The sequence below is a fragment of the Vreelandella halophila genome (assembly GCF_019903425.1).
Lineage (GTDB): Bacteria > Pseudomonadota > Gammaproteobacteria > Pseudomonadales > Oleiphilaceae > Halospina > Halospina halophila.
Genome location: NZ_JACHUZ010000013.1, coordinates 1987507 through 2012390, shown reverse-complemented (window position 1 = coordinate 2012390; position 24884 = coordinate 1987507). Strand labels below are relative to the sequence as shown.

Here is a 24884-nt window from a genome sequence, read left to right as displayed (position 1 = left end):
GATTATACCTCTCCGTTATCCAACGCCTGCGCCGCACCCAACAGACCGGTATAGGGCTCAGTCACCACATAGACCGGAATGGACTCCATCATTGCCCGCATCCGGCCTTTTTCCTCAAAAGCCCTACGGAAGGGGCTGTCACGGAACACATCAAGAAAGCGCGGCACAATCCCACCGCAAATGTAAACCCCGCCCAGGCTTCCGAGAGTCAGCGCGGCATCGCCAGTCACCCGACCCAGAATCTCGCAGAACATCCGCAGCGCCCGATGCGCCAAAGGGTCCTCTTGCTGCAACGCGGCTTCGGTCACGGCCTCGGGGGTGTGCAGGCGTACCGATGCCCGCTCAAGTTCGGCCAGCGTCTGATACAGGTTGAGCAGGCCCTGGCCACTGAGGATGCGTTCCACGCTGACACGACCAAAGCGGGCACGCAGGGTCTGCTGGACCGCCACCTCCAGTTCATCGGTGGGGGCGAAATCCACATGCCCGCCTTCGGTCTCCAGGGGAACCCAGTCATGATGGGTGGGTATCAGGGCGGATATGCCCAGTCCAGTTCCGGGGCCAATGACTAGGCGCGGCCGCTGCGAGTCCGCCATGCCATCGCCCACAGGATGGAGGTGTTCAGAGGGAACACTGGGCACGCCCAGGGCCATGGCTGTAAAGTCGTTAATGGTCTTGAACAGATCCAGGCCAAGGGACTCGCGCATTGCCGCCTTACGAAAGACCCAGGGGTTGTTGGTCATGCGCACCATCTCGTCATGCACCGGGCAGGCGAAGGCCATACAGGCCCGGCGCACTTCCCCGGCACCGGTCTGTTGAAGGTAGTCCCTGACCGCCACGTCCAGGTTCCCGTAGTCGCCGCAGGGCAATACCGCAATTGAGTTCAAGGTACCCGACCCCGGCTCCACCAACGCAAACCGGGCGTTGGTCCCCCCGATATCCCCCACCAGTGCCCAAGGTGTTTCAGTCATTCTGCGCTGTCCAAAAAAAGGAGGCTCCCTTCTCCGGCGTGTCAGCCTTGGCCCGCATCCAGCCGAAGAGTTCGCGGCCATAATCGTTTTGATGCGCCGCCAGATCCGCCTGGGTCGGTGGCCGTTCCGCCCAATCATCCGGCTCGATAATATCCAGCGTTCCTTCCCGGGCATCCAGCCGGATCCGATCGCCATCGCGCAGTTTGGATAGCGCCCCGCCGTCGGCCGCTTCGGGATAGACGTGGATCGCCGCTGGTACTTTACCAGAGGCGCCGGACATGCGTCCGTCCGTGACCAGGGCCACGCGGAAGCCTCGATCCTGCAACACGCCCAGATAGGGCGTGAGTTTATGCAATTCCGGCATACCGATGGCCTTGGGGCCCTGGAAACGCACCACCACAACACAGTCGCGTTCGAGCTGGCCGGCTTCGAACGCTTCAGCCACGGCGGACTGGCTGTCCAGCACGACAGCCGGCGCCTCGATCACATGGTGATCCGGCGCCACCGCCGAGACCTTGATCACACCACGCCCCAGGTTGCCGTTCACCACCCGCAGGCCGCCATCGCTGGTGAACGGCTCCTGGACTGACTCCAGCACGGCGGGATTGAGCGAGGCCTCCGGTGCCGGCTCCCACAGCACCTTGCCGTCCCGCCATTGCGGCAGTTGGGTATACCGGCGCAGCCCAAAGCCCGCCACCGTTTCCACGTCCTCGTGGAGGAGACCGGCATCCAAGAGCTCCCGAATCAGGAAGGCCGTGCCGCCGGCCTCGTGGAAGTCATTGATGTCCGCCTGACCATTGGGATAGATCCGGGTCAGGCCAGGTACGACCGCGGAGAGATCATTGAAGTCATCCCAATCCACCAGAATACCCGCCGCTCGGGCAATCGCCACCCAGTGCATGGTGTGGTTGGTGGAACCGCCGGTGGCCAGCAAGGCGACCAGGGCGTTGACGATGTTCTTCTCCGCGACCACATCGCACAGCCCCTTCTGACCCCCATTGGGCGCCGACAGGCGGATCACCTGTTCGGTGGCCTCATGGGTCAATGCTTCCCGCAGCTCCGTCCCCGGCTGCACAAAAGCCGAACCGGGCAGATGCAGACCCATGACTTCGACCAGCAGCTGGTTGCTGTTGGCGGTGCCATAGAAGGTACAGGTACCGGGGCTGTGATAGGACTGGCTCTCCGCCTCCAGAAGCGCCTCTTTCCCCACCTTGCCTTCGGCGTAGAGCTGGCGCACCCGCTGTTTTTCCTTGTTGGGCAGACCAGTGGGCATGGGCCCGGCCGGTATGAGCGCCGTCGGCAGGTAACCGTAGCTCAGCGCCCCGATCAGGAGCCCCGGCACGATTTTGTCGCAGATCCCCAACAGCACGGTGGCGTCGAACATGTTGTGACTCAGGGCCAGGGCCGTACTCATGGCGATCACGTCCCGGGAAAAGAGGCTCAGGTCCATGCCGGGCTGCCCCTGGGTGATGCCGTCGCACATGGCCGGTGTGCCGCCGGCGAACTGGGCCACGCTCCCCATATCAGCCGCGGCCTGTTTGATGACCTCCGGGAAGTCACGATAGGGCTGGTGCGCGGACAGCATGTCGTTATACGCCGACACCACCGCGACGTTGGCCTGGTTCATCAACCGCAGGGCGCTCTTGTCTCGCTTGCCGCAGGCCGCGAACCCATGGGCCAGGTTCCCGCAGGACAGCACCTCCCGCTGCGGCCCGTTGCGCCGCAAACGGGCCATCCTGTCCAGGTAGCGCTGACGCTCGTCACGACTGCGATCCATGATGCGCTGAGTGACCCGCTCGACCGTGGGATGCATCGTAAACCTCTCTCTTGTGGCGTTTGATCCGATCAGGATCGGTATGTGGTTATTTTACTATCTTTAATTCAATTTTTCACGCCATAAGGGTACCTTATTCCAGTATTGTTTGTTATGTTTACTACATATCAAACAAGTCAAACAACCGGAGAGCGCACTATGACAATCCGTATCGCCATCAATGGCTTCGGTCGCATAGGCCGAAATACACTCAGAGCCCTCTACGAACACCAGTACCGCGATCAGATCCAGATCGTCGCCATCAATGACCTGGGCGATGCCGCCACCAACGCCCACCTGCTCAAGCACGATTCCGTCCACGGTCGCTTTTTTGGTTCGGTCAGTCACGATGACGAATCCCTCACCGTGAACGGGGATCGTATCGCCGTCTCGTCCGTTCGAAACCCGGCGGATCTGCCCTGGCAAGCCTTACGTGTCGATGTCGTCCTGGAATGCACCGGCCTGTTCACCACCCGTGAGAAGGCCCAGGCCCACCTCACGGCCGGCGCCAACAGGGTTGTCATCTCCGCCCCCGCCCCGGATGTCGACGCAACCATTGTCCATGGCGTCAACCACGAGAGCCTGACCGATCAGCACCGGATCATCTCCAACGCCAGCTGCACCACCAACTGCCTGGCCCCCATCGCCCAGGCGCTGCACCAGGCAGTCGGCATCGAGACTGGCTTGATGACGACGACCCATTCCTACACCAATGACCAGACGCTGAGCGATGTCTATCACACGGACCTGTATCGGGCCCGATCCGCCACCCAGTCCATGATCCCGACCAGAACCGGGGCCGCAGCGGCGATCGGACTGGTTCTGCCGGAGCTGGACGGCCGACTGGACGGCATGGCGGTACGCGTGCCCACCATCAATGTGTCACTGGTGGACCTGTCTTTCATTGCCACCCGCGACACCTGCGCGGAAGAAATCAACCTGGCCATGAAGGCAGCCGCCGAAGGCTCGCCAGTGCTGGGTTACAACTCTGAACCGCTGGTTTCCGTTGATTTCAATCACGACCCCCTGTCCAGCGTGTTCGACGCCAACCACACCAAGGTCAAGGGTCGCCACGCTAAGATCCTGGCCTGGTACGACAATGAATGGGCCTTCTCGAACCGCATGCTGGATAACGCACTGGTACTGGGAAGCCAATAAGCCACGACCCGAAGCCGTGGCGCGCGGCTGCCGATAGTCGGGCTCACCCGTCCTATGGTGGCCGGGTGAGCACCACCAGGAATCAGTCAGCCGACTGGAGGCTTTGGAGGCTATACTGGGCGATTCGCGTAACAGACTGCCAGTCCCCCTCCCTCAGCGTATCGCCGGGCGTGAGCCAGGTGCCACCCACCGCCGCCACGTTGGGCAGCGCAAGATAGTCGCTGGCGGTGGCTTCACGAATGCCCCCCGTTGGGCAGAAGCGCACATCCCCGAAAGGCCCCCCAAAAGCCTTTAATGCCGCCACGCCACCGGCAGCTTCAGCGGGGAAGAACTTGAAGGCCCGATAACCCAGGCGATAACCCTCCATCATTTCCGACAGGGTCGCGACGCCGGGCAACAGCGACGCTGTTGCGCGGGTACCATAGTCGAGCAGCTCCCGGGTCGAGCCCGGCGTGATCACGAACTGCCCTCCAGCCTCTTCAACGGCCTTGTACTGATCCAGCGTGGCGACGGTGCCCGCCCCTACCCAAATCTCCGGATGGCGCGCGCGCAGCTCGGTGATGGCGTCCAAGCCATAGGGCGTGCGCAGGGTGATTTCCAGCACGCGCAGCCCGCCGGCCACCAGGGCATCGCCCAGGGGAACCACCTGCGCCGGATCGTCGATGGTGACCACCGGAACCAATGGGGAGGCATCCAAAACCCGGTCAGCTCGCTCCCTCAATGACGCGGGAAGTTGAGACTCTGCCATGCTCAAGCACTCCAGTAGACGGTCAGCCCATCGTGCAGGAAGGCACGGATCGGCATGGAAAGGATGTCGTCCGGGCTGGCCAGCGCCTGCTCCAGCGTGGCAAGCTTGTCGTCACCGGTAAGGTGCAGCACCTGGTGGCGCGCCGCATCAATGACCGAGCGGGTCAGCGTGATCCGCTCCTGTGCCGCGCCCGGCGGAGACATGGCCCGACAGCGCGCGGCACCATCCGGATCCAGGGCCTGCGCCAACCCCGGCGTACAGGGAAACAGCGACGCGGTATGACCGTCCGCCCCCATTCCCAGGATCACCACATCCAGGAAGGCCGGCAGGGTAGCCAACCGTGCCTCCACCTCAGTCTGACCTTCCTGCGGCGAGGCCGCCTTCGTGACCAGAGGAATGAAGTGCGCCCGTGCGGCTACCCCCTTCAGAAGAAGCTCGCGCAGCAATCGAGCATTGCTGGCATCATGGGTTTCCGGAACCCAGCGCTCGTCGACCAGGGTGATGCTGACGTTTTCCCAAGCCAGCGACTCCCTTGCCAGCGCCTGAAAAAACGGCACAGGGGTGCTACCACCGGACACGGCCAAGGCCGCCGTGCCGCGCTCGGCAAGCGCCTCCCGCAACCATGCCGCAACCTGTTTCGCCAGGGCCTCACCCAGAGCCTGCTTGCCCTCGGCGCAAACCGTGGCGACGCCTTCGGGCCAAGCCAGATCAGCCATCCTCTTCATGCCAGCTCCACCCATCCCGCGTGATCATGGCAATGGAGGCAGCAGGCCCCCACGTACCGGCCGCATAGCGCTTGGGCGCCTCGCCGGACTCTTCCCAACTCTCGATGACACGATCAACCCAGCGCCAGGCCAACTCCACTTCGTCGCGTCGCACGAACAGGTATTGATTGCCCTTCATTATCTCCCACAACAGGCGCTCGTAGGCATCGGGAATACGGCTTGCATCAAAGGCCTCGGAGAAGTTGAGATGCAACGGGCCCTGGCGCAGACGCATGCCTTTGTCCAGCCCCTGATCCTTGGTCGATACCAGAAGGGAAATCCCTTCATCCGGCTGAAGGCGGATCATCAGTTTGTTGTTGGCCAGATGCTTCTGATCCGGGGCGAAGATGTAGTGCGGCGCTGCCTTAAAATGAATGACGATCTCGGACAGCTTCTTCGGCAAGCGCTTGCCCGTACGCATGTAAAACGGGACACCGGCCCAGCGCCAGTTCTCGATCTCGGCCTTGAGCGCCACAAAGGTCTCGGTGCGACTGCCTCCAGCAGCCCCTTCCTCTTCCAGATAACCTGGCACCGGCCTTCCGTTGGCGGTACCGGCTCCGTATTGGCCACGAACCAGATGGGTGTCCATCATATCCGGCGTAATGGCCCGCAGCGCCTTAAGCACCTTCACCTTTTCGTCGCGAATGCTGTCAGCGGACAGATCCGCTGGTGGGTCCATGGCAATCAGGCACAATAGCTGCAACAGGTGGTTCTGCACCATGTCGCGCATCTGGCCCGCCTCGTCAAAATAGCCCCAGCGCCCCTCAATGCCCACCTCCTCGGCCACGGTGATCTCCACATGGGAGATGTGGTTCTGGTTCCACTGGGAGGCAAAGAGATTATTGGCGAAACGCAGCGCGATGAGGTTCTGGACCGTTTCCTTGCCCAGGTAATGATCGATCCGGAAGATCTGGCTTTCATCGAAATAGTGAGCGAGTTGATCGTTAATCTCACGAGAGGAAGCCAGGTCGTGACCAATGGGCTTCTCAATCACGACGCGGGTATCGCTCCCAACGCACTGTGCCTGATGGAGCCCCTCGCCAATCAGCCCATAGATGGTGGGCTGGGTAGCCATATAGACAATCAGAGGCACCGGGCGCTGTTCCCGCCAGCGCTTCAGCGCGGTATACCCTTCCGCCTCCGTGAAATCCAGGGCCTGATACTCCACCTTGGCCAACAGGCGCTGAACCACACCGTCATCCAGCTCACTCGGGTTGACCTCCTCCGCCAATCGCTCCGCAAGCTGTGTGGCGAACGTTTCCGGGGCCATCGCTTCGCGAGCCAGCGCCAGGATGCGCGACTCGGCCGCCAGCAACTCCGCCCGCTGCAACTGATAGAGGGCCGGCCAGAGCTTTCGCTGCGCCAGATCGCCCAAAGCGCCAAACAGTACCAGATCCGAAACTGTGTTATTGACTTCCATGGGGCATAAATCTCATGTAGTAATATTTCTAACTATTATTCCATAAAACCCGAATTACTCCAACAATAACCAGTTTTATGCAGTGAATTTAACTACATCTCCAGACCTACTCCCCCCGCCTGAACGCTTCCGTTTCGTTCGACAGCCTGAGCGGCACGTCGGTATAGTACGCAATTCCGTAAGTTCACTACGTTGGGAGCCCCATCAAGCCATGGCCGAGCCCGAACCCCCCAACCTGCTGGAAGCGATACGCAACCAACTGGACAGCCTCAACCGCTCCGAGCGCAAGGTGGCCAATGTCATTCTCAACGATCCGGCCCTCGCAACCCGCTCCAGCATCGCCTCCCTGGCACGTGCAGCGGACGTCAGTGAGCCCACGGTCAATCGCTTCTGTCGCAACTTCTCCACCAATGGATTCCCGGCCTTCAAGATCCGGCTAGCACAAAGCATGGCTAGCGGCACGCCCTACGTCAGCCAGAGCGTCGATGCCGACGACAGCGTTGACGTCTTTGCCGACAAGATCCTGCGCAGCACCATCGCCAGTCTGGACGAGGCCCGGAAAGCCCTGGACAGCCAGAAACTGGGCGAGGCAATCGACTACCTGATTCAGGCCAAGCAGGTGGCGTTCTTCGGCATGGGCGGATCGGCGGCGGTGGCCCTGGACGCCCAGCACAAGTTCTTCCGCTTCAATATCCCGGTCACCGCCTATGACGATGCCCTGATGCAGCGAATGGTCGCAGCCGGCGCCAGCACCGGCGACGCCATCGTCGTCATATCCTACACCGGACGCACACGCGACCTGGTGGAAATCGCCCAATCCGCCCGGGAGAACGGCGCCACGGTGATCGCCATTACCGCACCGGAGTCCCCCCTTGCCGAGGCCTGCACCGTGACCCTGGAAGTGACAGCCCCGGAAGATACCGAAATGTACATCCCCATGACCTCGCGCATCATCCACCTGTCCATCATCGATATCCTCGCCACGGGCGTCACACTGAAACGCGGGGCCGACTTCCAGACTCACCTCAAGAAGATCAAGGACAGCCTCAAGCCCACAAGGCTTCCGCCCAATGAGCCATAAGAACGCCCGGGACAACCTACGCCCACCCTTTTCCTACCCGATAGCATGAATCAGTGAGCTGGAAATTATTCGGTCAGGGCGATGTTCAATACCGACTCGGTTTGGGATATGTCCCTGACCGGCGCGCTTGACGAGGTGGCGCCGGCCACTGGGCTGCTGGGCCTGATCCGGACAATACGTGCACTCAATGCTGTTTCGCCGGATCTCACGCGAGACCGTGCTGCTACTGCGTTGAATCTTCTCAGCAATGGTTCGAAGACGGCACTGGTGCTGCAAGCCGGACTTAATCTGATATCGTTGTCCTTGGGTGAGTTGTCGGTATCCCATCGGCACTTCACTTGGGTCGGTAAAGGCACAGAGGGTACCGGCGAAAGCGCTCTAGTTATTAGCTGATGGCGCGTGTCCACTCTTTTGGGGGAACTCCAACCGATTTTACGCCGCTTCGCGGCTCCAAACCGGCGCATGAGCCAAGCGTTATGTTTCTCTCAGAGCCGCTTCGAGCCCTAAGTGGTCAACAAATGGAATGAAATCCCGATCCAGAAAGAGCAGCGGGAAGTCGTTCTCTATGCAGAACGTCGCGATGATGATGTCAGCGGTTTTGCGGATCGTGATTCCTTTCTTGCGGAGCGCCCGATAGTTGTCGACGCACTTTCCAGCCATATCTTTGCCAAACATGTCGTACTGATTCAGAGAGAGTAGGCTTTGCTTGGTCTGACGGTATTGCCTGTCGTTGCGGATTCCTTGAAGGATTTCCAGAAATATGAGGTCCCCGATAGCAACAGAGCCTTGGATTATGGAGGTATCAAGCAGGTCAGTGTGCGGGTTTTCGACCCCCTTGAAATAGTCGATCCAGACGCTGGTATCCACCAGTATCATCTGGCACCCCGCATTTCATCCAGATCGCCTTCCCACTGGATCTTACCACGCAGCTTCCGGAGTTCCTGCTGCTTACGGAGCTGAACCAGAAGTTTCAGGCCCTGCTCAACGGCCTCTTTTTTAGTCTCGTAGCCGGAAGTTTTGAGGGCTTCGGCCATTAACTCGTCATCGATGACAATGTTCGTTCTCATGCTGCACCTATGTGTATAGCATTCCTATTCTATACACATATTAGCGCTTCATAGAAAACATAACAATCGCCTGCACGACGACCTGGAGTTCCCCGTTAAAAGCGGCTACCAACTCGCGGAACTTCATGCTTTCATTCCGCCTTCACCACCTCAAGAATGGCACTGCCATCAAACGGCTCCTAAAAATAAGCCCGCCTATTCAGTGTCTCTCGCAATGGTTCAGGCAGAGACTCGGGGCGTTCTCTGAATCGCCAGGCGAAGGCGTGTACAGCAGGTGCCCCACTGCCTTCAGTCTTACTGCAGCCTTTTCTCAGAAGGGTCCGGCTGCTTGAGCATTCCGATGGCATATGAGAGCCCCGTCAGCTCCGGGCGTTCCTACCGGCGTTCACCCTCGCTGATGACATCGACTGGGTGAGTAGGATCTTGTCGCTGCACATGCCCAACCATCATAATGAATGCTCTGGTGGCCATTCGGCTGCAAGATTCAGGCCGCCGGAGCCAACTTAGGATCAACAAGCCAGTGGAAAGGAGGCTACTTAATGGAATTGGATGTAACCTGGCAAAGGGTCGTGAAAGTTTGGTGGGCCTATCTGTGGAGGAATCTCCTCGCTTTGGTTGCTGCCATGATACTGGGAGGGATCGTTGGGTTCGTGATTGGGGTTGTTCTTGGTGCCGCTGGCGTAGCCCCTGACACCATTCAACTGATTGCCGCACCCATAGGCGGCGTGATCGGGCTACTGATCTCGATCATCCCGATGAAGATGATTCTCGGTAAGGATTTCGGGGAATTCCGGTTGGTTCTAGCATCGAATGAAACCCACCCCAAAAGCTCCTGACAACGCCGCAACGGTAACGCCGGAACCCCTCGGTTCCGGCGTTCCTGGCAGCCTTTCTACGCTTCCCGGTATCGATCAATCAGCTCACAGAGCGCATCCAGCCCATCCGTGAGCGCCGCAGGCCCCGGCTGAAGAATCAACGGTGACTTCACTTCGTAAAGCACGTTGTTGGCAACGGCGGGAATGGCATCCCAGCCCGGTCGTTCCGCCACCTGTTCCGGACGGAATTTGCGGCCACACCAGGAGCCGATAATGAGGTCCGGCTGGCGCGCCACAACCTCATTGGGATCTTCGATAATACGCTCCCTGGCGCCGGGCTCCGCGGCCCGCTCGGGAAAGATGTCTTCGCCACCGGCAATATGGATGAGCTCCGAGACCCAGCCAATGCCCGTAATCATCGGGTCGCCCCACTCTTCGAAGTAAACACGCGGCCGTGGCCCCTGAGCCTGCTTCGCCCGTATCGCCTCCACTCGTGACGCCAGTTCATCCGCGTAGGGTTCGGTGTAGTCATGCAGACCGAGCATGCCGCCGAGGGTGCGGATCATGGAGAGAATGCCGTCAACGGTGCGGTGGTTGAAGATGTGCACGGCGACCCCGGCGCGCACCAGTTCGGCGGCGATATCGGCCTGCATGTCCGAAAATCCCAGCACCAGATCCGGTTCCAGCTCAAGAATCCGCCCAATCTTGGCGGACGTGAAAGCGGAGACTTTTGGTTTCTCCTGCCGCGCCCGTTCGGGGCGCACGGTAAAGCCGGATATACCAACAATGCGGTCCTCGGCACCAATGGCATAGAGCGTCTCAGTGGTTTCCTCGGTCAGACAGACAATGCGCTGTGGGTAATCCATAGGCTCAGTTCCGGCGCTCCACCAAAATGGTTTGCATGTAACGAACTCCTGTTGTCCACTCGCATTGAATGATCCCCAACCTACGCTGTCACCCCCAGTCTTGCGGTTTCCAGGCACTTGGGGCTTCTCGTTCCTCGCTCCGGTTAGCTATTCATTAAGCATTTGTCGAAAAACTTTACAGCACTGAGATCGGAGTGTCGCGTCTCGCTCGCTAGCGTATTGATAATAAAACATAAAAAATCCAAGGCATAGCTTTTGCTACCCCCCGGGAGAGGTAAAATCATATACAGGAGTAATTTCTATGAATAAGATATTTTTAGGAATTGTTTTTCCCGCCGTTTTTACCGCAACTGCTCATGCCGGCATCATTGTGGATAAGAGCTTTGATCCTGGCGACAATATTCTTGGTACATACATTGATACCACTGAGGGAAGCGCTGATCTATATGATGATTTTTCACTTTATTCAAATTCAAAAATAACAGATATTAAATTCTGGGGCAGTTACTGGAATAGTGGTGAGATACCGACCATAGACGATCTGCGAGTTCGCATTGAGCAGCGTGATGGGACAGCCCGCACTGGCCCGATTTATGACGACACCTTTAACTTTTCACGTATTGATACCGGATTAGATCACAACAATAACGGTAACGCTGATATCTGGGAGTTTTCAGCTTCCGGTTTTGATATTGACTTGGCTGCCGGAGACTATTGGCTTAGCTTTTATCTTGAATCAGCCGCGCCAGACATAGACTTAATTTGGCAGCGTTCTGCCACGGATGCACCTATCGGTGTTTATTCACAAAGCAGCACTTATTTATCGTCAGCAGGTGATTATGCATTTGTACTTGAATCAAATAGTGTTGCGTCAGTACCGGAGCCGGGTTCTCTGGCGTTGCTTGGTTTGGGCTTGGCCGGTTTGGCCTTTTCAAGGAAAATGTGGTGAGAACAACAAAAACCATTCTGGCCTGTATTGGGACATCGATGTATATCAGTGGGTGCGCATTTTTCACGCCGCCCCTGCAGCGACCAGTCATTGAAGATAAGCTCAATCCCGCTTGGCTTTCTCCCGGGACAGTGGGCACTTTATCTTTAACGCCAGAGCGACGAGTCGTACTGGTGAACTTCGCCACTGAACGATTTTGCGCTGAGGCTCCAACCGAAGTTGGCATTGACTTATCGAAAATTTTAAGTGCTAGCGGATCGGCTGATGCAACCAGTCAAGGCAATATTGCGCTTGGCTTACTTATCGGTTCCAGTAGTGGGAATACTGTTCTTAACAAGCGGTCGCAGGCGGTTCAGCTTTTTCTCGCAAATTCATACTACGGCTGCCAAATGTATTTGAACGGGGCCATAAGTGGTGAACAGTTAGTAACCTTGCAACTCGAAACGTTAAACAGCATAGCGCCAGTACTGGAGAAAGAACTGCCCCTCTTATATAACGAAAAAGAAACGTCAGATGAATCAACGTACGTACCTTTGGACATAAATAGAATAATAAAAGAATTATTTGATAGCTCGATAAAAACTTCTAAAGAGGAAGATCAAACCAAACCAAAGGGACCCACTCCACCGGTGGAGTAGAGATTTACAATATAATGCTTTAATTACAGTAATTTGAGAAGCTTCAAAAACAAGGAGAGCGTAACCGTGCGCGGTGGTGAGACCCACCGTCTTTCGCTTGCCTGCCTGACGATCGCTATGCGTATAATGCGGGAATGGCAAGTCTAAAAAACTGCACTGCGTCAATTGCTTTGGTCCTCACTTTAGTCTTGGCCGGATGCAGCTCACAAGCTGTGGACGAGCAGGACGACTCACCGCAGGCCAAAGCCGAGCCTGATACCACCCACGAGACTGCGTGGACGGCCGGCATCATCGACCGGACACAATCCGACGCGCCCGTCTCCAAGCTTGTCGCCGTCCGTACCGCCACCCATGATGGGTTCGATCAGGTTGTCTTCGAATTCGACAAGCGGATTCCGGGGTATCACATCGAGTACATCGACAGCCCGGTGCGGCAATGTGGATCCGGCAAAGTCGCCCCAATCGCCGGTGATGGCTGGCTTGAGATCCGGATGTACCCGGCGAATGCACACACCAGCGAGGGCCAGCCGACGATCACCGAGCGGGAACGCATACTGAACCTGCCCGTACTCTCCGAGCTGGAGCTGACGTGCGACTTTGAGGCCATCGTCACATGGGTCTTCGGCGTCGGGTCGCCGAACCGCTATCGGGTCCGCGAGCTGAGTGGTCCACCGCGGCTCGTCATCGACATACGACACTGATACAGCGCCTGATATCGCGTATGGGCACGACCCGGAGCGATGGCTGATCCGGTTCAGCGCATTTCCCGTTTGCGCATTGGCATTGTGTCGATCAACGCAAAGATCCCGGCGACATCCAGACCCCGGCTTCGTTGTTTAACCCCGCCATCCTTACCGATCAGGACAACGCTTATGTTGCCCGGCTGCGCATTGAGCGTCTTACGGACATCCCGCTGTAGATCCCTGTCCGGCTCCTCCAGATTCGAATGGATGCCTTGATCCCCCGCAACAAACCAAACGATGTCCCGATCATCGATCCCCGCAGCATAGCGCCTTAAGGTCTCAACACGCTGATCAGGCTCACTGGCACCTTCAACGAGAATCAGCCGATTGCGCCATTGGAAATCTGAAAGTGAACGCATCCCCTGTTCTCCAGCAAAGACTGAGCCGAACCAAAGGAACGTAACAGCCAGAACGGCCGGCCGACCGATCGCGTCGTTTAACCATTTCATCCCACTGTCTCCCTCTGAAAACCTCTTAAGTTATACGCTTGGAGGGCTTTTTGGTTTGCGATAGGCTCGTGAGGAGGAGGACCTCATGAAGAAAGGACTTGAACTGACAATCCCCCCGCCCCTTATTGCTCTGACAGTCGCTGTGCTGATGTGGGGTATCGCGCAACTCGTACCCGGCGCGGCCCTGCCATTCCCGCGCTCAGCGATGCTGGCGGTTGTGGTGGCAGCGGTTGGCCTGGGCATTGCCCTGGTCGGCATCCTGCAGTTCTGGCGCGCCAGCACCACGATTAACCCGCATACGCCCCAGAAATCCGCCCAGCTGGTGGAACACGGGATCTACCGTTTCAGCCGCAACCCGATGTACCTTGGGATTGCTGTCGTGCTCCTGGCCTGGGCCCTGTACCTGACCAATGTCCTGTCGCTGCTTCTGATCCCGGGATTCATAGTCTACATCAACCGGTTCCAGATCCTGCCGGAGGAGCGCCACATGCGTGAGCTGTTCGGGCAGCCCTTTGACGAATACGCCGCCCGGGTAAGGCGATGGATCTGATCTAGAACCTGGTTGCTCGGAAAGGGGCATTGAATGGTCCGCGTTTCCTGGCCGGTGTTCCTGGCCCACATGCTGTTCCTGCTCGCCGCCTGGACGGTATTCATCAAATACCTGTTCCCGCTGGCGTTCGCGCTCGCTGAGGGCATAGCCTGGCACACCCACATCTACTGGGACCTGTGGCCCATCGCTCATGTGTGGCTCGGCTGGGCATTGCTGGCTCGCCCAGGCTATACCCGCGCGCTGGCGATTGGTATGGCGGTGGTGGAAATCGCCATCATCGTCACGCTGTTTTGGGCCTTCCTGGCCGACCCGGAGTGGTCGATCTGGCGGACCAACTGGTTCGTTAACAAAGTCTTTGTCCTGACCTGCTTTGTCCTTGTGCTGTATGCCGCGCTGAGGCATCCGAAGGGGTTCCGTGCACCCCGCGCAAGTTGACACGCGTCACGTGACACAATACACTTCAAATGATGATCAAGTCCTTTGCAGACAAGCGCACCCAAGAGTTGTACTCAAAAGGGAGATCGAAGAAGTTTCCTGCGGATGTTGCTTCAAAGGCTGCCAGAAAGCTCGAATACGTGAATCTGGCTGAGCAACTGGAGGATCTGAAAGTGCCGCCCGGCAATCGCCTTCATCCACTTTCTGGGAACAGGCAGGGGCAGCATGCGATTTCGATAAATGATCAGTGACGTATCTGCTTTCGTTTTGAAGATGGCGATGCGTACGAAGTCGAAGTCTGCGACTACCACTGACGGGAGGTAACACCTATGGCTATTCCCAACACTGACGGTATGCAACGCAAGCCGACCCATCCGGGCGAAATGCTGAGAGAGGATTTCATGCCGGACTATGATTTGACGGTTGCCGGGCTGGCTGAATCTTTGGGGGTGTCCCGCCAGTCAATCAATGAGCTGCTGCGTGAGCGTCGAGCTATCAGTCCTGAAATGGCACTTCGGCTTGCTCGCTTGTTTGGTAATTCCCCGGAATTTTGGCTGAATGCACAACGCGCTGTTGATCTGTGGACTGCAGCTCAGTCGGTTAAGATGGAAGTCGACCGGATTAAGCCGTTGAACGCGGCATAATCTGGACCGTCATCCTGGCCTGTCGTTTTCGCAGTAGCAGCAACATTCATCCCTTGGATTTCGAAGCAGCTTAACCAGTGACGTCTGGCCGTGTTCGGGGTCGACGGGAGGTAACGCATGCTCATTACCATCGCGAGTTACAGCTTTCCGTTCGAAGCCCACATTGCCCGCGCGCGCCTGGAATCAGAGGAAATCCCGGCCTTTGTCGCCGATGAGCACACCATCAACATGCAGTGGCTGTACTCAAACGCGCTGGGCGGCGTCAGGCTCCAGGTTCCCGAGGAGTTTGTTGATGCCGCGATTGAGATCCTGAACGAGGACCGGGAACTGGATCTAGTTGAAACCATGGGTGACGACTCAACGCCCTGCCCCCACTGTGGAAGCACGGATACGGAGTTCCATCAGATCGGCCGGCGCTGGGCCTTTCTGGTCTTCCTGGGGCTGGAGTTTCCGCTGTTTCCAGTGAAGGAAGGCATTCGGTGCAATCACTGTGGGAAGGTTTCCAGAACCTGAGGCTCGGTGGCTTCAAACGCTCCTGATAGGAGAGAATGCGAGCCGAAGGAACAACCAGCTTACATCAGTCAGTATATTTACATCATGGAGACGATGATGGACCACTCGATCCAGCCACTGGACACGGAAGACCCTCAAGCTCTTGAAACGGCCTATGAGATCTTCGCTGTTCTGCGCCCCCATCTAAGCAAGACCCAGTTTATGGACCAGGTGCGGGCTCAGACGGCGGAGGGCTATCGGATTGTTGTTATTGAGCAGGACGCAGAAATCGTTGCAGCCGCCGGCTACCGCGTGGCTACCTTCCTCGCCTGGGGTCGGGTCCTTTACATTGATGACTTGATCGCACATCCACAGAGAAAGCGCTCCGGGTTCGGTGGTGCACTTCTGGATTGGTTACTCGATGAAGGTAAACGCCTCGGTTGTACGGCGGCGCATCTGGATACGGGCTATCAGCGCCATGACGCCCATCGCTTATATCTGAATAAAGGCTTTGTGCTCAGTTCGCATCACATGAGCGCAGATCTCAGTTCAAGGGATTGACCAGTACCACTACCAACACGTTCATGGCGGCCGCTGCACCTATTTTCGCAACCGAGGTAAGAAGCGGCCTGACAATGGATGGGGCCGTAACAGGAAATGGAAGACTTGCATCAATATCTAGAGTCAACGGAATACATTGACTGGAAAGCACCGGAGGTGTTCGCCAAGGCGCGTTCGTTGGCTGAAGGCGTGGAGAGCCCTGAGCTGATCGCGGAGAAGTGCTTTGCCTTCGTTCTAGACCACATCAAGCATAGCTGGGATTATGAGTGTGACCCCGTTACGTGTAAGGCGTCCGAGGTTCTTAAACACGGCACGGGTTACTGCTACGCGAAGAGCCACTTACTTGCGGCACTGCTGCGTGCGAATGCCATTCCAGCGGGCTTATGCTATCAGCGGCTGACCATCAGCAATGATGAGCCACCTTTTTGTCTGCATGGCCTGAATGCCGTCTACCTGGATCGGCATGGCTGGTATCGGATCGATGCCAGGGGACACAAGCCTGGTGTAACAGCTGAATTTCATCCCCCCACTGAGCGCTTGGCATTCCCGATCATTTCAGATGGGGAGGCTGATCTTCCGGAAATATGGGCAGAGCCTATTACGCCTGTTCTGGACGTGCTTTTATCAAAGAAGACCTACCGTGAGGTGGCGGATAATCTGCCGGATATTCAGCTTGCAGCGACTAACAGGACAATGCATGCGACCAGCGCTTAATTGCGGCCCTGTACCTTGAGTAGGAACAAATATGAGACAGCTTGTAAGTTCAGGCTCTCCTATGGAAGAACCCATTGGGTTTTCGAGAGCATGCCGGGTTGGGAACATGATTTCCGTTTCCGGTACGGCCCCGATAAAAGATGGCGAAACCACTTGCGTAGGCTAGCGTGTTCTCTTGGCACATTCACGCTCTATCGGTCTCGCGGATTTGTGGATGCTTGTGAGCACAATATACAGGTGTGGGGACGATCACAGTAATAGAGGGCTGGCTGGCAGTGCAGGATATGTACAATCTGTGGGTAACCCGCAACACGGTTAACCTGGATAGCATTCATCCCCTGGATTTCGAAGCAGCTCAACCAGTGAGACCTGCTGTTGAAAAAACCACCAACACCATGGCAGCCTGAAACTGACAGATCCGGGCTGAATCCCTACTGATCCGTGACGCACGGTGAGGAGGTGAGCCATGGCAATGCAAGTCAACGGCACCGGATTCGTCAATCCACTGCTGCCCACACAGCCCTTCCTCGGCGCCAACAGCGGTGGTGCGCCCAGCGTTGATCGCAGCGGGGAAATTACGACCCTGAATCAGGACGTGGTAAGCCTGTCCGGCGTGGCGGACAGCAACGCGTCCGACCTGATCAACAGTTCTCCAGAGCTGTATAACGGCTTCCAGCCCCTGTCGTCGTTTACCCAGGTAACCAACCAGGCGGGTGACGAGCTGATCAGCGAGCGCCTGGATTCAGTGGAGGACAGCAACCCCTATGACGCCGTGGCCCCGGAGGCCGACCGGCGTGCGGCGGTGGCAATCTACGAGGAAGTCCAGAACCTTGTGGCATAATACGGTGGCTGCAAGCTGGGGAATCCTGTTCACAATGATGGGAGAGCACAATGGCAGGTGGTTGGTCACGGGATGGCGCCGTTCAGGACCAGATTGACGCAAGCGTTGACGATGCCGTACAACGCGCTCGCAGCCAATTGGCCAGCGGTGAGAGTGCCTATAATTGTGAAGAGTGCGACAGCGCCATTCCGGAAGAGCGCCGCCAGGCGATTCCCGGGGTCCAGCTCTGCATTGCATGCCAGTCCGCTCTGGAAAAGCAGAAAGCTGCCTCAGGGGGCATTAATCGCCGTGGCAGCAAGGACAGCCAACTCAGGTAACCTTCAGCAATGGTTGCCATAAAGTCCCGCGTTGTAGCCAAAGATGCCCAGAACCGACAGCCAGTACAGGCACCTGCAGAACGAGCTCGCCCGCGCTGAAACCTACGACCAATGGTTTGCCGCCGCCGAGGCCCTGGATGACGCTGAGGGGTTGCTTGACTGGCGTGAGGCCCCGGGCTCGGATCTCCTGCATGAGAAACTGATCCGCGAGCACCTGTACGCCATGCGCCACCACCGTGAAAAAGGCGATGTGGCGGCGCTGAACCGGGTTCTTCAGGAGAGTCTTTACCGGCACCTGGGAGAGCTGTCCAACCCCGAGCTCTATGCGGTGGCCCGCACGGGCACTACGAAGCTGGCCACGGAATTCCTGGATGAAGTGGAAAACGCCATGAACTTCATCTGCGACCACCCGATGCCGGGCGTTTCTGAGTCACACAAGCTGACGCTCTTTCAGGAGGCCGAGCGGGTATTCGGGCGACCTGCGCTGATGCTCAGTGGCGGGGCGGCCTTCGGCATCTATCACATCGGTGTGGCGCGTGCTCTCTGGGAGCAGGGCCTTCTACCGGAGGTCATTGCGGGGTCGAGCATGGGCGCGATTGTGGCCGGTGGTGTCTGTACCCGGAATAACCAGGAGCTGGAACGGCTGTTCTACGAACCCGGCTATATCCATCGTGAAGCCTTCCGGTGGCTGGAGCCCGGCCAGATATGGCACCGCCGCCATCTCATGGACCCCGAACAGCTGCTGCATCACATCCGGACCAATGTTGGCGGCATGAGTTTCCGGGAGGCGGCCGAGCACAGCGGGCGGACGCTGAACATTTCGGTTTCGCCGACCCGCACCCGGCAGAAGCCGCGCCTTCTCAATGCGCTCGCATCACCGGAAGTAACGGTTTCCTCGGCCGTTCTGGCCTCCTGCGCGGTGCCGGGAATCTACCCGCCGGTGATGCTCCTGGCACGGGACGATGGGGGCTCCCAGAACGCGGAAAAGCCCTACATGGGCACGGAGCGCTGGATTGACGGCAGTGTTCATGGAGACCTGCCGCTCCTGCGCATGGCGCGGCTGAACAACGTCAATCGCACCATCGTCAGTCAGGCCAATCCGCATGTGTTGCCGTTCATCAACCACCATGAGCGCACTGGCGCCAGGGCCTCGCTCAAGCAGGCGACCACATCCGTGCTCAAGGCACAGGTAGCAACGTCGCTTCAGATCAGCCGCAACGTCTGGTCCCGTTCACTGCTGCAGCCACTGCTGGACCAGGCCCATTCACTGACCACACAACCCTACCTGGGCGACATCAACATCCAGTTCCCCGCTCAGCCCGGTCTTTACCGCGAGGTATTGGCCAACCCGGATGAGCAGGCTCTTGCCATGTACATCCGTATGGGCGGACAGGCCACCTGGCCACGCATCCCGATGATCCGCGATCAGACCCGCATCAGCCGGATATTCGCCAACTGCATAACGCGGCTACAGTCGAAAATCCGCCAACAGTAGAACAGCCCTCATTGCCTGATGCTATGATCACGTCATCATTCTCTTTTCCAATGACCACACCTTACCGAGAGCCCCAATGGCTGATACTGAAAACCAGCGCCTAGCCGTTATGATCGACGCCGACAACGCCCAGGCATCGCTGTGTGCCGAACTTCTTGCGGAGGTGGCACGCTTTGGCGTTGCCAGCGTCAAGCGCGCCTATGGCGACTGGACCACAACCAACCTCAAGGGCTGGAAAGAGCACCTGCACAAGCACGCCATCCAGCCGATCCAGCAGTTCAGTTACACCACCGGCAAGAACGCCACGGACTCCGCGCTCATCATCGATGCCATGGACCTGCTTCACGAGGGCAAACTGGATGGCTTCTGCCTGATCTCCTCGGACAGCGACTTCACCCGCCTGGCGACGCGGATCCGGGAGTCGGGCCTGACGGTATACGGGTTCGGTGAGCGCAAGACGCCGGAGCCCTTCGTCTCCGCCTGCGACAAGTTCATCTACACCGAGATACTGAAAAGCCGTAACGGTGCTGACGAGCCACAGCCGGTCAATGAGGAACAGACCAGTAATCTTCGGGACGTTCTCATTCCGGCGGTAAACACCGTTTCAAAGGATGATGGCTGGGCACCACTTTCCGCGGTGGGCTCCTACCTCAATAAGAAGTACCCCTCGTTCGACTCGCGCAATTATGGGTATGAAAAGCTGGGGCAACTGATAAAATCCCTTGACTACATTACCGTGGATGAGAGAAAACCCCAGCCGGATTCTCCCATCACCCATATCTATGTGAAGGCCAGTGTCTGAGCCTCACCAGGAACGCGGAAACAAACCGAAACAAGGAGAGCGCATATGGCCCGTCTGATCGCCGCTGCACTGTTGGTAACTGCTGTTTCGGCAGTGGCGAATCCTTTACCCGAGTTACAGATCTATACCGAGCACTATGAACCCTATAACTTCATCGATCAGAGCCAGGTGCCCGCGCAATTGAAGGGCATTGGTGTTGACTTGCTTGAAGAAATGCTCGAACGGGCCGGGTCCGATCAGGACAGTTCGGACTTCAAGGTGGTCGCGTTAGAGAACGGATTTGAAGCCATCAAACAGCAACGTAATAGCCTCCTGTTCTCGATAGCCCGCACACAGGACCGGGAACCCCAATTCAAGTGGGTATGCCCAATTGATAAGCTCAAGACACAGCTCGTCGCTCTCAAATCCAAAAATATCACCATAGAAAGTGAAAAAGAGCTGAACGATTACAAGATCGGTACCATCCGAGGGGATGTTGGCGAACAACTCCTCAAAAGAGCCGGGGTGCACGACTCCAGGCTGTCCTATGGTAATGAGTACAACAATCTCACCAAGCTCATAAAAGAGCAGATCGATCTGTACGTGGTCAGCATGGACAATGTCGCGTCAAGCTGTAAGAACCGTGACTGCGAGGTGTCACAGTTTGAGCCCGTCTATACACTGCAGGTAACCGACCTCTGTTACACCCTGAACAAGTCCACTCCGGACTCAGTAGTTTCAGAGCTGCAGACTGCTCTCGATGAGCTCCATGCCGAAGGCCGTGTTGAGGAAATCAGGCAGAAGTACATGGACTGAAGCGTGGATCTGCTGCGCCAGACCTGGCACCTGTTACCGGAGCCGATTACGGCTTAGGATAACGGCATCAACCGCTCACAACGGAACCGGAGTGCGCCTGATGCTGACTGACTGGATTGCCAGTACCCCCCTGATGCTGCTGGGCGTCGTACTCAGCTCTACCCTCATGTATTTCACCGTCCTGCTGCTCGCCCGCTGGTCCGGGGTGCGCAGTTTTGCCCAGATGTCGGCCTTCGATGTGGCGGTCACCATCGCCATTGGCTCGTTGCTCGCAACCTCGGTCGTTTCCACCGACCCGCCCCTGCTTCAGGGGATGACAGCGGCCGCTACCCTCTATGGGCTGCAGCTGGTTGTGTCACGGCTGCGCCGCCGCAACGAGACAACCCGCAGGACCTTCGATAACGACCCGATCCTGTTGATGGGCCCTGGCGGAGAGCTTCTGCACGAGAATATGCAGGTGGCCCGTGTGACGGAGGACGACCTGCGCTGCCAGCTTCGCAAGGCCAACGTGATTGATCCCGCCGAGGTGGAAGCGGTGATCATGGAGGGTACCGGGACGGTCCATGTCCTGCGGGGCCACGGAACCGCCCCGGCGCCCGATTCCTGGATCCTTGAGAATGTGCGGGACTATTCCGGATCGAGGCTCGAGGGGCGGGCCTGACGATCAGCCTCCCTCGATGACCTCGCGCTCAAAATGCCCGAGCACCGCCATGATGATCAGTGCCATAAGGGTCACCATGCCCGCCAGCGCAAGGTTGCCGATGCCGCAGGCCACGCCAACCGCACCCGCTGTCCAGATGGAGGCGCCGGTGGTGATGCCCTGGATATTGCCGCGGCTCTGGATGATGCTGCCCGCCCCCAGGAAGCCGATCCCGCCGATCACGCCTTCCACAATGCGGGTGGGANGGCCTGACGACCAGCCCCCCTCGATGCCCTCGCGCTAAAATGGCCCGAGCCCCGCCATGATGATCAGTGCCATAAGGGTCACCATGCCCGCCAGCGCAAGGTTGCCGATGCCGCAGGCCACGCCAACCGCACCCGCTGTCCAGATGGAGGCGCCGGTGGTGATGCCCTGGATATTGCCGCGGCTCTGGATGATGCTGCCCGCCCCCAGGAAGCCGATCCCGCCGATCACGCCTTCCACAATGCGGGTGGGATCAATGCGCGCTGAAGGGTCTCCCTCGCCAGTGGCGAACAGGATGTGCAGCCCCATCATGATGAAGGCGGCGGCGCCCAGGGACACCAGCATGTGCGAGCGCAGGCCCGCTGCCTTGCCCCTCAGTTCACGTTCAAGCCCCAGCAGTAACGCCAGGCCAACGGCTGCCGTGAGGCGGACGAGCATCTCAAGCGGCGGGATTTCGCTGTCAAACACGGCACACCTCCTGTTGTTCGGATATTGATCTACGTTGCTGCAAGGGTTTCGCCTTGCGCATCAGACTACATGCATCTGCTACGCTAACCGAAGTTTCCGTTATTTAAGGCACCTCCATGTCCGAAGATCCCCTGAAAGCCCTATCCGACCTGGCCAGCGAGGCCCATGCCCGCATCCAGCAGGCGCATGAACACATCAACCCGGTGATAGAGGTCCGCCAGGGAATGCGTAACAGCGGCATCCCCGCGGACGTGATGACGATTGACTGCCTGCGCACACGCCGGCGCATTGTGCTGATCCTGCACGATGAGCAGCCCGGCACACTGCTGTTTGAGTTCATTGGACTGTACGAGGAGCCCGGCGGTCCCTTTCGGAGTATCCCTCTGACCGAAGTGGGCGCGGATACATTATTTGACTGGATGCAGGACTATTTCTCTGATTAAGTATCCGTTCCCTTCACAATCTTACCATCTGTAGCCAATTGTATTTCGTAATCAACGATCTCCGGGATATAGTTTATACTCTCTATAACTTTTCTGGCTCGATGCCAGCCCACTTCCCGGTCGCTGCGCGCTGTTGATGATGCGAAAAACCACAGCCACAACCCTGATCGTGCTCCTGATGGCTGCCACAGCGTTTGCCCGGGCCGGGGAGCCAAGAGAGCTGAACCTTGATGCCTCCCACGGCGACCTCGGGCTCGACGGCCTCAAGCAGTGGGACTTCCGCTTTTCAATGCATGGAGCACTCGACCCGGCGGACGGTCCGAAGAAAGGCCATGCCCAGACAGAATCCAGAACTGAGCTTAACCTGGACCGCTTCCTTTTCTCAGGCCGGATGGAGGACTTCAGCATACAGTTTGGCCACCACCAAGCGGCCAGACAGGGCCTTCTCTTTGATGGAGACACAGACTGGGGGCTCTCCGCCAGAAGCGAACTTGACCCCCTGAACAGCAACGTCTCCGTCTTCGCTGTCAGCGCTGCGGCGCCGGATACCGCCCGCGAGATACGGCTCTCCGGCGAGACTTCCTGGTATACCGGCGGTGTCTGGGAATCGACCCTACCCATTGCCGGCTCCGATACAACTTTCTGGGCAGGCTATGTGGCAGGGTCCCGGAGCTCCCGGGCGTACCAGCAGGGCTACTCGGTAGGCATGCAGAGCGCCTGGAACGACAATCGGCTGCGCCTGACACTGGAGCGGGCAACCAGTCACCTCTCCGCTGTGGATGAGCGCTCGGACCATAAGGTGTCCGATACAGCACACTCAGCCGCACTCCGGTATCGCCCGGAAGTCCACCTCCCCTACCTGAACTGGGAAGTCGGCGCGGAAGCGCAACGTGTTGGCGATGCCTTCCACACTCCAGGCAACCCGTCCATGACACGCGCCCAAGCCTCCAGGCGGGTATTCCTTAACCTCCAGCCCTTTAAAAACGGCTCGCTCGGTTACAGCTATAGGGAACTCGAGCAGAGCTATGGCCCGCACAGGGTCACCAGTCACGGCAACGAAATCTTTGCCGATCTGACCCTGTCCCCCTGGGGCTGGCTGAGCCTGCAGCCCTACGGTGAATTCGAGCACAGAGAGTACGAGGACCTGGATATGACCGGCCACCAGAGTCTGTTCCGCCTCACGGCAGATGCTTGGCTGATCCCCGACGAACTCGTTTACCGCAATACCTTCAAGCTGAGCCGCACCCGTGAGCCGGACCACGCCCTGCATATACGGGACAGGCGCCGGCAATACCTGGGCGGCGAGCTGCAATGGCAGGCACTTTCCCCCACCCACAACCGCACGGGCCTGGACGTTAACCTCAGCTTCAGTGCGGATCGCCACGAATCCCGCTTCAATCGCGGTGGCTCCCTGGACGATTACCAAGTGCTGCTTTCCATCAGCTCCGGCAGTGAGGGCGGCAGCCGGATCTGGTAATTTTTGGTCCCCCACCCCTTTCCCATCGCTGATTCACCCCCAGGTGCACGCCCCAATGAGCTGTGGACGGCATGCGTTCGTACGCGTTACACAGATAGGCGCACGGAGCTGCCCTGAAACCCAGAGAAGAAGAGAGGATCACCATGACCCAACCAGTTGTTGCCGGTCACAAACCGGCGAAGGTCAGCGTTACGGCTGGCGAGAGCTACATGTTCTGCGCCTGTGGCCGGTCTGACAGACAGCCATTCTGCGATGGTTCCCACAAGGGCACGGGCATTACGCCCCAGAAGTTCAGCCCCGGGGAAAGCGGCGACGCCTTCCTGTGCTGCTGCAAGCACACCAGCAACGCCCCCTACTGCGATGGCACCCACAAGCGGTTTGGTGAAGAGGATATAGGTACCGAAGCACCCTGATCGAGTGCCCTGAAACAGAAAAGCCGGGTGCGGCTCACGCCACACCCGGCTTTT

Annotated in this window: 34 protein-coding genes; 22 read left to right on the top strand and 12 right to left on the bottom strand. The window is 58.2% G+C overall.

The window, feature by feature from the left end:
* Positions 1–2: 2 nt before the first annotated feature.
* Both H4I92_RS13740 and edd read right to left on the bottom strand, forming a co-directional pair.
* Positions 3–968 (bottom strand): glucokinase, encoded by a 966-nt coding sequence (locus H4I92_RS13740; protein WP_077531122.1) that lies wholly within the window; start codon positions 966–968, stop codon positions 3–5.
* Positions 961–2781 (bottom strand): phosphogluconate dehydratase, encoded by a 1821-nt coding sequence (gene edd, locus H4I92_RS13735; RefSeq protein WP_077531121.1) that lies wholly within the window; start codon positions 2779–2781, stop codon positions 961–963. Before edd ends, H4I92_RS13740 begins: the two co-directional genes overlap by 8 nt.
* A 159-nt stretch (positions 2782–2940) precedes the next feature.
* Here edd and gap point away from each other — a divergent pair, with 159 nt between their 5' ends.
* Positions 2941–3939: a type I glyceraldehyde-3-phosphate dehydrogenase gene (gap, locus tag H4I92_RS13730; RefSeq protein ID WP_077531120.1), complete on the top strand. Its 999-nt coding sequence runs from the start codon at positions 2941–2943 to the stop codon at positions 3937–3939.
* Positions 3940–4021: 82 nt separating this feature from the next.
* Here gap and H4I92_RS13725 read toward each other — a convergent pair whose 3' ends face one another.
* Genes H4I92_RS13725 through zwf form a run of 3 tightly spaced genes read right to left on the bottom strand, consistent with a single transcriptional unit; the run spans position 4022 to position 6871 of the window.
* Positions 4022–4687, bottom strand: coding sequence for a bifunctional 4-hydroxy-2-oxoglutarate aldolase/2-dehydro-3-deoxy-phosphogluconate aldolase (locus tag H4I92_RS13725; RefSeq protein ID WP_077531119.1), 666 nt, complete (start codon positions 4685–4687; stop codon positions 4022–4024).
* 2 nt (positions 4688–4689) lie between these two features.
* Positions 4690–5412 carry a 6-phosphogluconolactonase gene (gene pgl / locus H4I92_RS13720; RefSeq protein WP_245800931.1) on the bottom strand — a complete coding sequence of 241 codons (723 nt, stop codon included), beginning with the start codon at positions 5410–5412 and terminating at the stop codon, positions 4690–4692.
* Positions 5396–6871, bottom strand: coding sequence for a glucose-6-phosphate dehydrogenase (zwf, locus tag H4I92_RS13715; protein WP_077531118.1), 1476 nt, complete (start codon positions 6869–6871; stop codon positions 5396–5398). The genes pgl and zwf overlap by 17 nt, the downstream gene beginning before the upstream one ends.
* Positions 6872–7082: 211 nt before the next feature.
* Between zwf and hexR the strand changes: the two genes are divergently transcribed.
* Complete coding sequence (hexR, locus tag H4I92_RS13710) at positions 7083–7952, top strand: transcriptional regulator HexR (RefSeq protein ID WP_077531117.1); 870 nt, start codon at positions 7083–7085, stop codon at positions 7950–7952.
* Positions 7953–7985: 33 nt separating this feature from the next.
* On the opposite strand, the gene H4I92_RS17195 is transcribed toward hexR, so the two are convergent.
* The 3 genes from H4I92_RS17195 to H4I92_RS13695 form a co-directional block, all read right to left on the bottom strand.
* Positions 7986–8279, bottom strand: a complete 294-nt coding sequence (locus H4I92_RS17195) for a helix-turn-helix domain-containing protein (protein WP_077531116.1) — start codon at positions 8277–8279, stop codon at positions 7986–7988.
* A 147-nt stretch (positions 8280–8426) separates the two neighbouring features.
* On the bottom strand, positions 8427–8828 hold the full coding sequence (vapC, locus tag H4I92_RS13700; RefSeq protein WP_077531115.1) for a type II toxin-antitoxin system VapC family toxin: 402 nt from the start codon (positions 8826–8828) through the stop codon (positions 8427–8429).
* Entirely contained in the window at positions 8825–9019 is a 195-nt protein-coding gene (locus H4I92_RS13695) for a type II toxin-antitoxin system VapB family antitoxin (protein ID WP_077531114.1), read from the bottom strand. Before H4I92_RS13695 ends, vapC begins: the two co-directional genes overlap by 4 nt.
* A gap of 539 nt (positions 9020–9558) precedes the next feature.
* Between H4I92_RS13695 and H4I92_RS13690 the strand changes: the two genes are divergently transcribed.
* The gene (locus H4I92_RS13690; protein WP_077531113.1) at positions 9559–9855 is read left to right on the top strand and encodes a hypothetical protein; all 297 of its coding nucleotides are present in this window, start codon (positions 9559–9561) and stop codon (positions 9853–9855) included.
* Positions 9856–9911: 56 nt separating this feature from the next.
* Here H4I92_RS13690 and H4I92_RS13685 read toward each other — a convergent pair whose 3' ends face one another.
* Entirely contained in the window at positions 9912–10700 is a 789-nt protein-coding gene (locus H4I92_RS13685; protein ID WP_077531112.1) for a cobalamin-binding protein, read from the bottom strand.
* A gap of 301 nt (positions 10701–11001) precedes the next feature.
* On the opposite strand from H4I92_RS13685, the gene H4I92_RS13680 reads away from it, so the two are divergent.
* From H4I92_RS13680 to H4I92_RS13670, 3 genes are all read left to right on the top strand, one after another.
* Positions 11002–11649, top strand: a complete 648-nt coding sequence (locus H4I92_RS13680) for a PEP-CTERM sorting domain-containing protein (RefSeq protein WP_077531111.1) — start codon at positions 11002–11004, stop codon at positions 11647–11649.
* Positions 11646–12287, top strand: a complete 642-nt coding sequence (locus H4I92_RS13675; RefSeq protein ID WP_143512702.1) for a hypothetical protein — start codon at positions 11646–11648, stop codon at positions 12285–12287. Before H4I92_RS13680 ends, H4I92_RS13675 begins: the two co-directional genes overlap by 4 nt.
* A 188-nt stretch (positions 12288–12475) precedes the next feature.
* Complete coding sequence (locus tag H4I92_RS13670; RefSeq protein ID WP_143512700.1) at positions 12476–12988, top strand: AMIN-like domain-containing (lipo)protein; 513 nt, start codon at positions 12476–12478, stop codon at positions 12986–12988.
* Between the two features lie 53 nt (positions 12989–13041).
* Here the strand turns inward: H4I92_RS13670 and H4I92_RS13665 are convergent, their stop codons facing one another.
* A complete protein-coding gene (locus H4I92_RS13665; RefSeq protein WP_077531109.1) occupies positions 13042–13479 on the bottom strand; it encodes a DUF4174 domain-containing protein in 438 nt (145 codons plus the stop codon).
* Positions 13480–13564: 85 nt separating this feature from the next.
* Between H4I92_RS13665 and H4I92_RS13660 the strand changes: the two genes are divergently transcribed.
* From H4I92_RS13660 to H4I92_RS13600, 13 genes are all read left to right on the top strand, one after another.
* On the top strand, positions 13565–14029 hold the full coding sequence (locus H4I92_RS13660) for a methyltransferase family protein (protein WP_143512699.1): 465 nt from the start codon (positions 13565–13567) through the stop codon (positions 14027–14029).
* Between the two features lie 33 nt (positions 14030–14062).
* The gene (locus H4I92_RS13655) at positions 14063–14464 is read left to right on the top strand and encodes a hypothetical protein (RefSeq protein WP_077531108.1); all 402 of its coding nucleotides are present in this window, start codon (positions 14063–14065) and stop codon (positions 14462–14464) included.
* A 29-nt stretch (positions 14465–14493) separates the two neighbouring features.
* Positions 14494–14715 carry a type II toxin-antitoxin system RelE/ParE family toxin gene (locus tag H4I92_RS13650; RefSeq protein WP_245800927.1) on the top strand — a complete coding sequence of 74 codons (222 nt, stop codon included), beginning with the start codon at positions 14494–14496 and terminating at the stop codon, positions 14713–14715.
* Positions 14716–14793: 78 nt separating this feature from the next.
* Entirely contained in the window at positions 14794–15108 is a 315-nt protein-coding gene (locus tag H4I92_RS13645) for a HigA family addiction module antitoxin (protein WP_077531107.1), read from the top strand.
* A gap of 117 nt (positions 15109–15225) precedes the next feature.
* Positions 15226–15621: a putative signal transducing protein gene (locus tag H4I92_RS13640; RefSeq protein ID WP_077531106.1), complete on the top strand. Its 396-nt coding sequence runs from the start codon at positions 15226–15228 to the stop codon at positions 15619–15621.
* A gap of 84 nt (positions 15622–15705) precedes the next feature.
* Positions 15706–16161 (top strand): GNAT family N-acetyltransferase, encoded by a 456-nt coding sequence (locus tag H4I92_RS13635; protein WP_218668220.1) that lies wholly within the window; start codon positions 15706–15708, stop codon positions 16159–16161.
* A 105-nt stretch (positions 16162–16266) separates the two neighbouring features.
* A complete protein-coding gene (locus H4I92_RS13630; RefSeq protein WP_077531776.1) occupies positions 16267–16875 on the top strand; it encodes a transglutaminase-like domain-containing protein in 609 nt (202 codons plus the stop codon).
* Positions 16876–17341: 466 nt separating this feature from the next.
* The gene (locus H4I92_RS13625; protein WP_077531105.1) at positions 17342–17716 is read left to right on the top strand and encodes a hypothetical protein; all 375 of its coding nucleotides are present in this window, start codon (positions 17342–17344) and stop codon (positions 17714–17716) included.
* Between the two features lie 50 nt (positions 17717–17766).
* Positions 17767–18033: a DksA/TraR family C4-type zinc finger protein gene (locus tag H4I92_RS13620; protein WP_077531104.1), complete on the top strand. Its 267-nt coding sequence runs from the start codon at positions 17767–17769 to the stop codon at positions 18031–18033.
* A gap of 43 nt (positions 18034–18076) precedes the next feature.
* Positions 18077–19528, top strand: a complete 1452-nt coding sequence (locus H4I92_RS13615; protein WP_077531103.1) for a DUF3336 domain-containing protein — start codon at positions 18077–18079, stop codon at positions 19526–19528.
* Positions 19529–19604: 76 nt separating this feature from the next.
* Positions 19605–20330 (top strand): NYN domain-containing protein, encoded by a 726-nt coding sequence (locus H4I92_RS13610; protein ID WP_077531102.1) that lies wholly within the window; start codon positions 19605–19607, stop codon positions 20328–20330.
* 45 nt (positions 20331–20375) lie between these two features.
* Positions 20376–21125 (top strand): substrate-binding periplasmic protein, encoded by a 750-nt coding sequence (locus tag H4I92_RS13605; protein WP_077531101.1) that lies wholly within the window; start codon positions 20376–20378, stop codon positions 21123–21125.
* A 100-nt stretch (positions 21126–21225) separates the two neighbouring features.
* Entirely contained in the window at positions 21226–21786 is a 561-nt protein-coding gene (locus H4I92_RS13600) for a DUF421 domain-containing protein (RefSeq protein ID WP_179105715.1), read from the top strand.
* A gap of 3 nt (positions 21787–21789) precedes the next feature.
* Here H4I92_RS13600 and H4I92_RS13595 read toward each other — a convergent pair whose 3' ends face one another.
* On the bottom strand, positions 21790–22017 hold the full coding sequence (locus H4I92_RS13595; RefSeq protein ID WP_281247521.1) for an MgtC/SapB family protein: 228 nt from the start codon (positions 22015–22017) through the stop codon (positions 21790–21792).
* A gap of 48 nt (positions 22018–22065) precedes the next feature.
* Positions 22066–22497, bottom strand: a complete 432-nt coding sequence (locus tag H4I92_RS13590) for an MgtC/SapB family protein (protein WP_077531099.1) — start codon at positions 22495–22497, stop codon at positions 22066–22068.
* A 116-nt stretch (positions 22498–22613) separates the two neighbouring features.
* On the opposite strand from H4I92_RS13590, the gene H4I92_RS13585 reads away from it, so the two are divergent.
* From H4I92_RS13585 to H4I92_RS13575, 3 genes are all read left to right on the top strand, one after another.
* Positions 22614–22940, top strand: a complete 327-nt coding sequence (locus tag H4I92_RS13585) for a hypothetical protein (protein WP_077531098.1) — start codon at positions 22614–22616, stop codon at positions 22938–22940.
* Positions 22941–23076: 136 nt separating this feature from the next.
* Positions 23077–24417, top strand: coding sequence for a hypothetical protein (locus tag H4I92_RS13580; protein WP_077531097.1), 1341 nt, complete (start codon positions 23077–23079; stop codon positions 24415–24417).
* Between the two features lie 143 nt (positions 24418–24560).
* Positions 24561–24830 (top strand): CDGSH iron-sulfur domain-containing protein, encoded by a 270-nt coding sequence (locus H4I92_RS13575; protein ID WP_077531096.1) that lies wholly within the window; start codon positions 24561–24563, stop codon positions 24828–24830.
* Positions 24831–24884: the final 54 nt, after the last annotated feature.

Excerpts from the sequence above, each read along its gene's own strand:
- H4I92_RS13740 (WP_077531122.1), bottom strand. The coding sequence starts at position 968 with ATGACTGAAACACCTTGGGCACTGGTGGGGGATATCGGGGGGACCAAC.
- edd (WP_077531121.1), bottom strand. The coding sequence starts at position 2,781 with ATGCATCCCACGGTCGAGCGGGTCACTCAGCGCATCATGGATCGCAGT.
- gap (WP_077531120.1), top strand. The coding sequence starts at position 2,941 with ATGACAATCCGTATCGCCATCAATGGCTTCGGTCGCATAGGCCGAAAT.
- H4I92_RS13725 (WP_077531119.1), bottom strand. The coding sequence starts at position 4,687 with ATGGCAGAGTCTCAACTTCCCGCGTCATTGAGGGAGCGAGCTGACCGG.
- pgl (WP_245800931.1), bottom strand. The coding sequence starts at position 5,412 with ATGAAGAGGATGGCTGATCTGGCTTGGCCCGAAGGCGTCGCCACGGTT.
- zwf (WP_077531118.1), bottom strand. The coding sequence starts at position 6,871 with ATGGAAGTCAATAACACAGTTTCGGATCTGGTACTGTTTGGCGCTTTG.
- hexR (WP_077531117.1), top strand. The coding sequence starts at position 7,083 with ATGGCCGAGCCCGAACCCCCCAACCTGCTGGAAGCGATACGCAACCAA.
- H4I92_RS17195 (WP_077531116.1), bottom strand. The coding sequence starts at position 8,279 with ATGGGATACCGACAACTCACCCAAGGACAACGATATCAGATTAAGTCC.
- vapC (WP_077531115.1), bottom strand. The coding sequence starts at position 8,828 with ATGATACTGGTGGATACCAGCGTCTGGATCGACTATTTCAAGGGGGTC.
- H4I92_RS13695 (WP_077531114.1), bottom strand. The coding sequence starts at position 9,019 with ATGAGAACGAACATTGTCATCGATGACGAGTTAATGGCCGAAGCCCTC.
- H4I92_RS13690 (WP_077531113.1), top strand. The coding sequence starts at position 9,559 with ATGGAATTGGATGTAACCTGGCAAAGGGTCGTGAAAGTTTGGTGGGCC.
- H4I92_RS13685 (WP_077531112.1), bottom strand. The coding sequence starts at position 10,700 with ATGGATTACCCACAGCGCATTGTCTGTCTGACCGAGGAAACCACTGAG.
- H4I92_RS13680 (WP_077531111.1), top strand. The coding sequence starts at position 11,002 with ATGAATAAGATATTTTTAGGAATTGTTTTTCCCGCCGTTTTTACCGCA.
- H4I92_RS13665 (WP_077531109.1), bottom strand. The coding sequence starts at position 13,479 with ATGAAATGGTTAAACGACGCGATCGGTCGGCCGGCCGTTCTGGCTGTT.
- H4I92_RS13660 (WP_143512699.1), top strand. The coding sequence starts at position 13,565 with ATGAAGAAAGGACTTGAACTGACAATCCCCCCGCCCCTTATTGCTCTG.
- H4I92_RS13655 (WP_077531108.1), top strand. The coding sequence starts at position 14,063 with ATGGTCCGCGTTTCCTGGCCGGTGTTCCTGGCCCACATGCTGTTCCTG.
- H4I92_RS13650 (WP_245800927.1), top strand. The coding sequence starts at position 14,494 with ATGATGATCAAGTCCTTTGCAGACAAGCGCACCCAAGAGTTGTACTCA.
- H4I92_RS13645 (WP_077531107.1), top strand. The coding sequence starts at position 14,794 with ATGGCTATTCCCAACACTGACGGTATGCAACGCAAGCCGACCCATCCG.
- H4I92_RS13640 (WP_077531106.1), top strand. The coding sequence starts at position 15,226 with ATGCTCATTACCATCGCGAGTTACAGCTTTCCGTTCGAAGCCCACATT.
- H4I92_RS13635 (WP_218668220.1), top strand. The coding sequence starts at position 15,706 with ATGGAGACGATGATGGACCACTCGATCCAGCCACTGGACACGGAAGAC.
- H4I92_RS13625 (WP_077531105.1), top strand. The coding sequence starts at position 17,342 with ATGGCAATGCAAGTCAACGGCACCGGATTCGTCAATCCACTGCTGCCC.
- H4I92_RS13620 (WP_077531104.1), top strand. The coding sequence starts at position 17,767 with ATGGCAGGTGGTTGGTCACGGGATGGCGCCGTTCAGGACCAGATTGAC.
- H4I92_RS13615 (WP_077531103.1), top strand. The coding sequence starts at position 18,077 with ATGCCCAGAACCGACAGCCAGTACAGGCACCTGCAGAACGAGCTCGCC.
- H4I92_RS13610 (WP_077531102.1), top strand. The coding sequence starts at position 19,605 with ATGGCTGATACTGAAAACCAGCGCCTAGCCGTTATGATCGACGCCGAC.
- H4I92_RS13605 (WP_077531101.1), top strand. The coding sequence starts at position 20,376 with ATGGCCCGTCTGATCGCCGCTGCACTGTTGGTAACTGCTGTTTCGGCA.
- H4I92_RS13600 (WP_179105715.1), top strand. The coding sequence starts at position 21,226 with ATGCTGACTGACTGGATTGCCAGTACCCCCCTGATGCTGCTGGGCGTC.
- H4I92_RS13585 (WP_077531098.1), top strand. The coding sequence starts at position 22,614 with ATGTCCGAAGATCCCCTGAAAGCCCTATCCGACCTGGCCAGCGAGGCC.
- H4I92_RS13580 (WP_077531097.1), top strand. The coding sequence starts at position 23,077 with ATGATGCGAAAAACCACAGCCACAACCCTGATCGTGCTCCTGATGGCT.
- H4I92_RS13575 (WP_077531096.1), top strand. The coding sequence starts at position 24,561 with ATGACCCAACCAGTTGTTGCCGGTCACAAACCGGCGAAGGTCAGCGTT.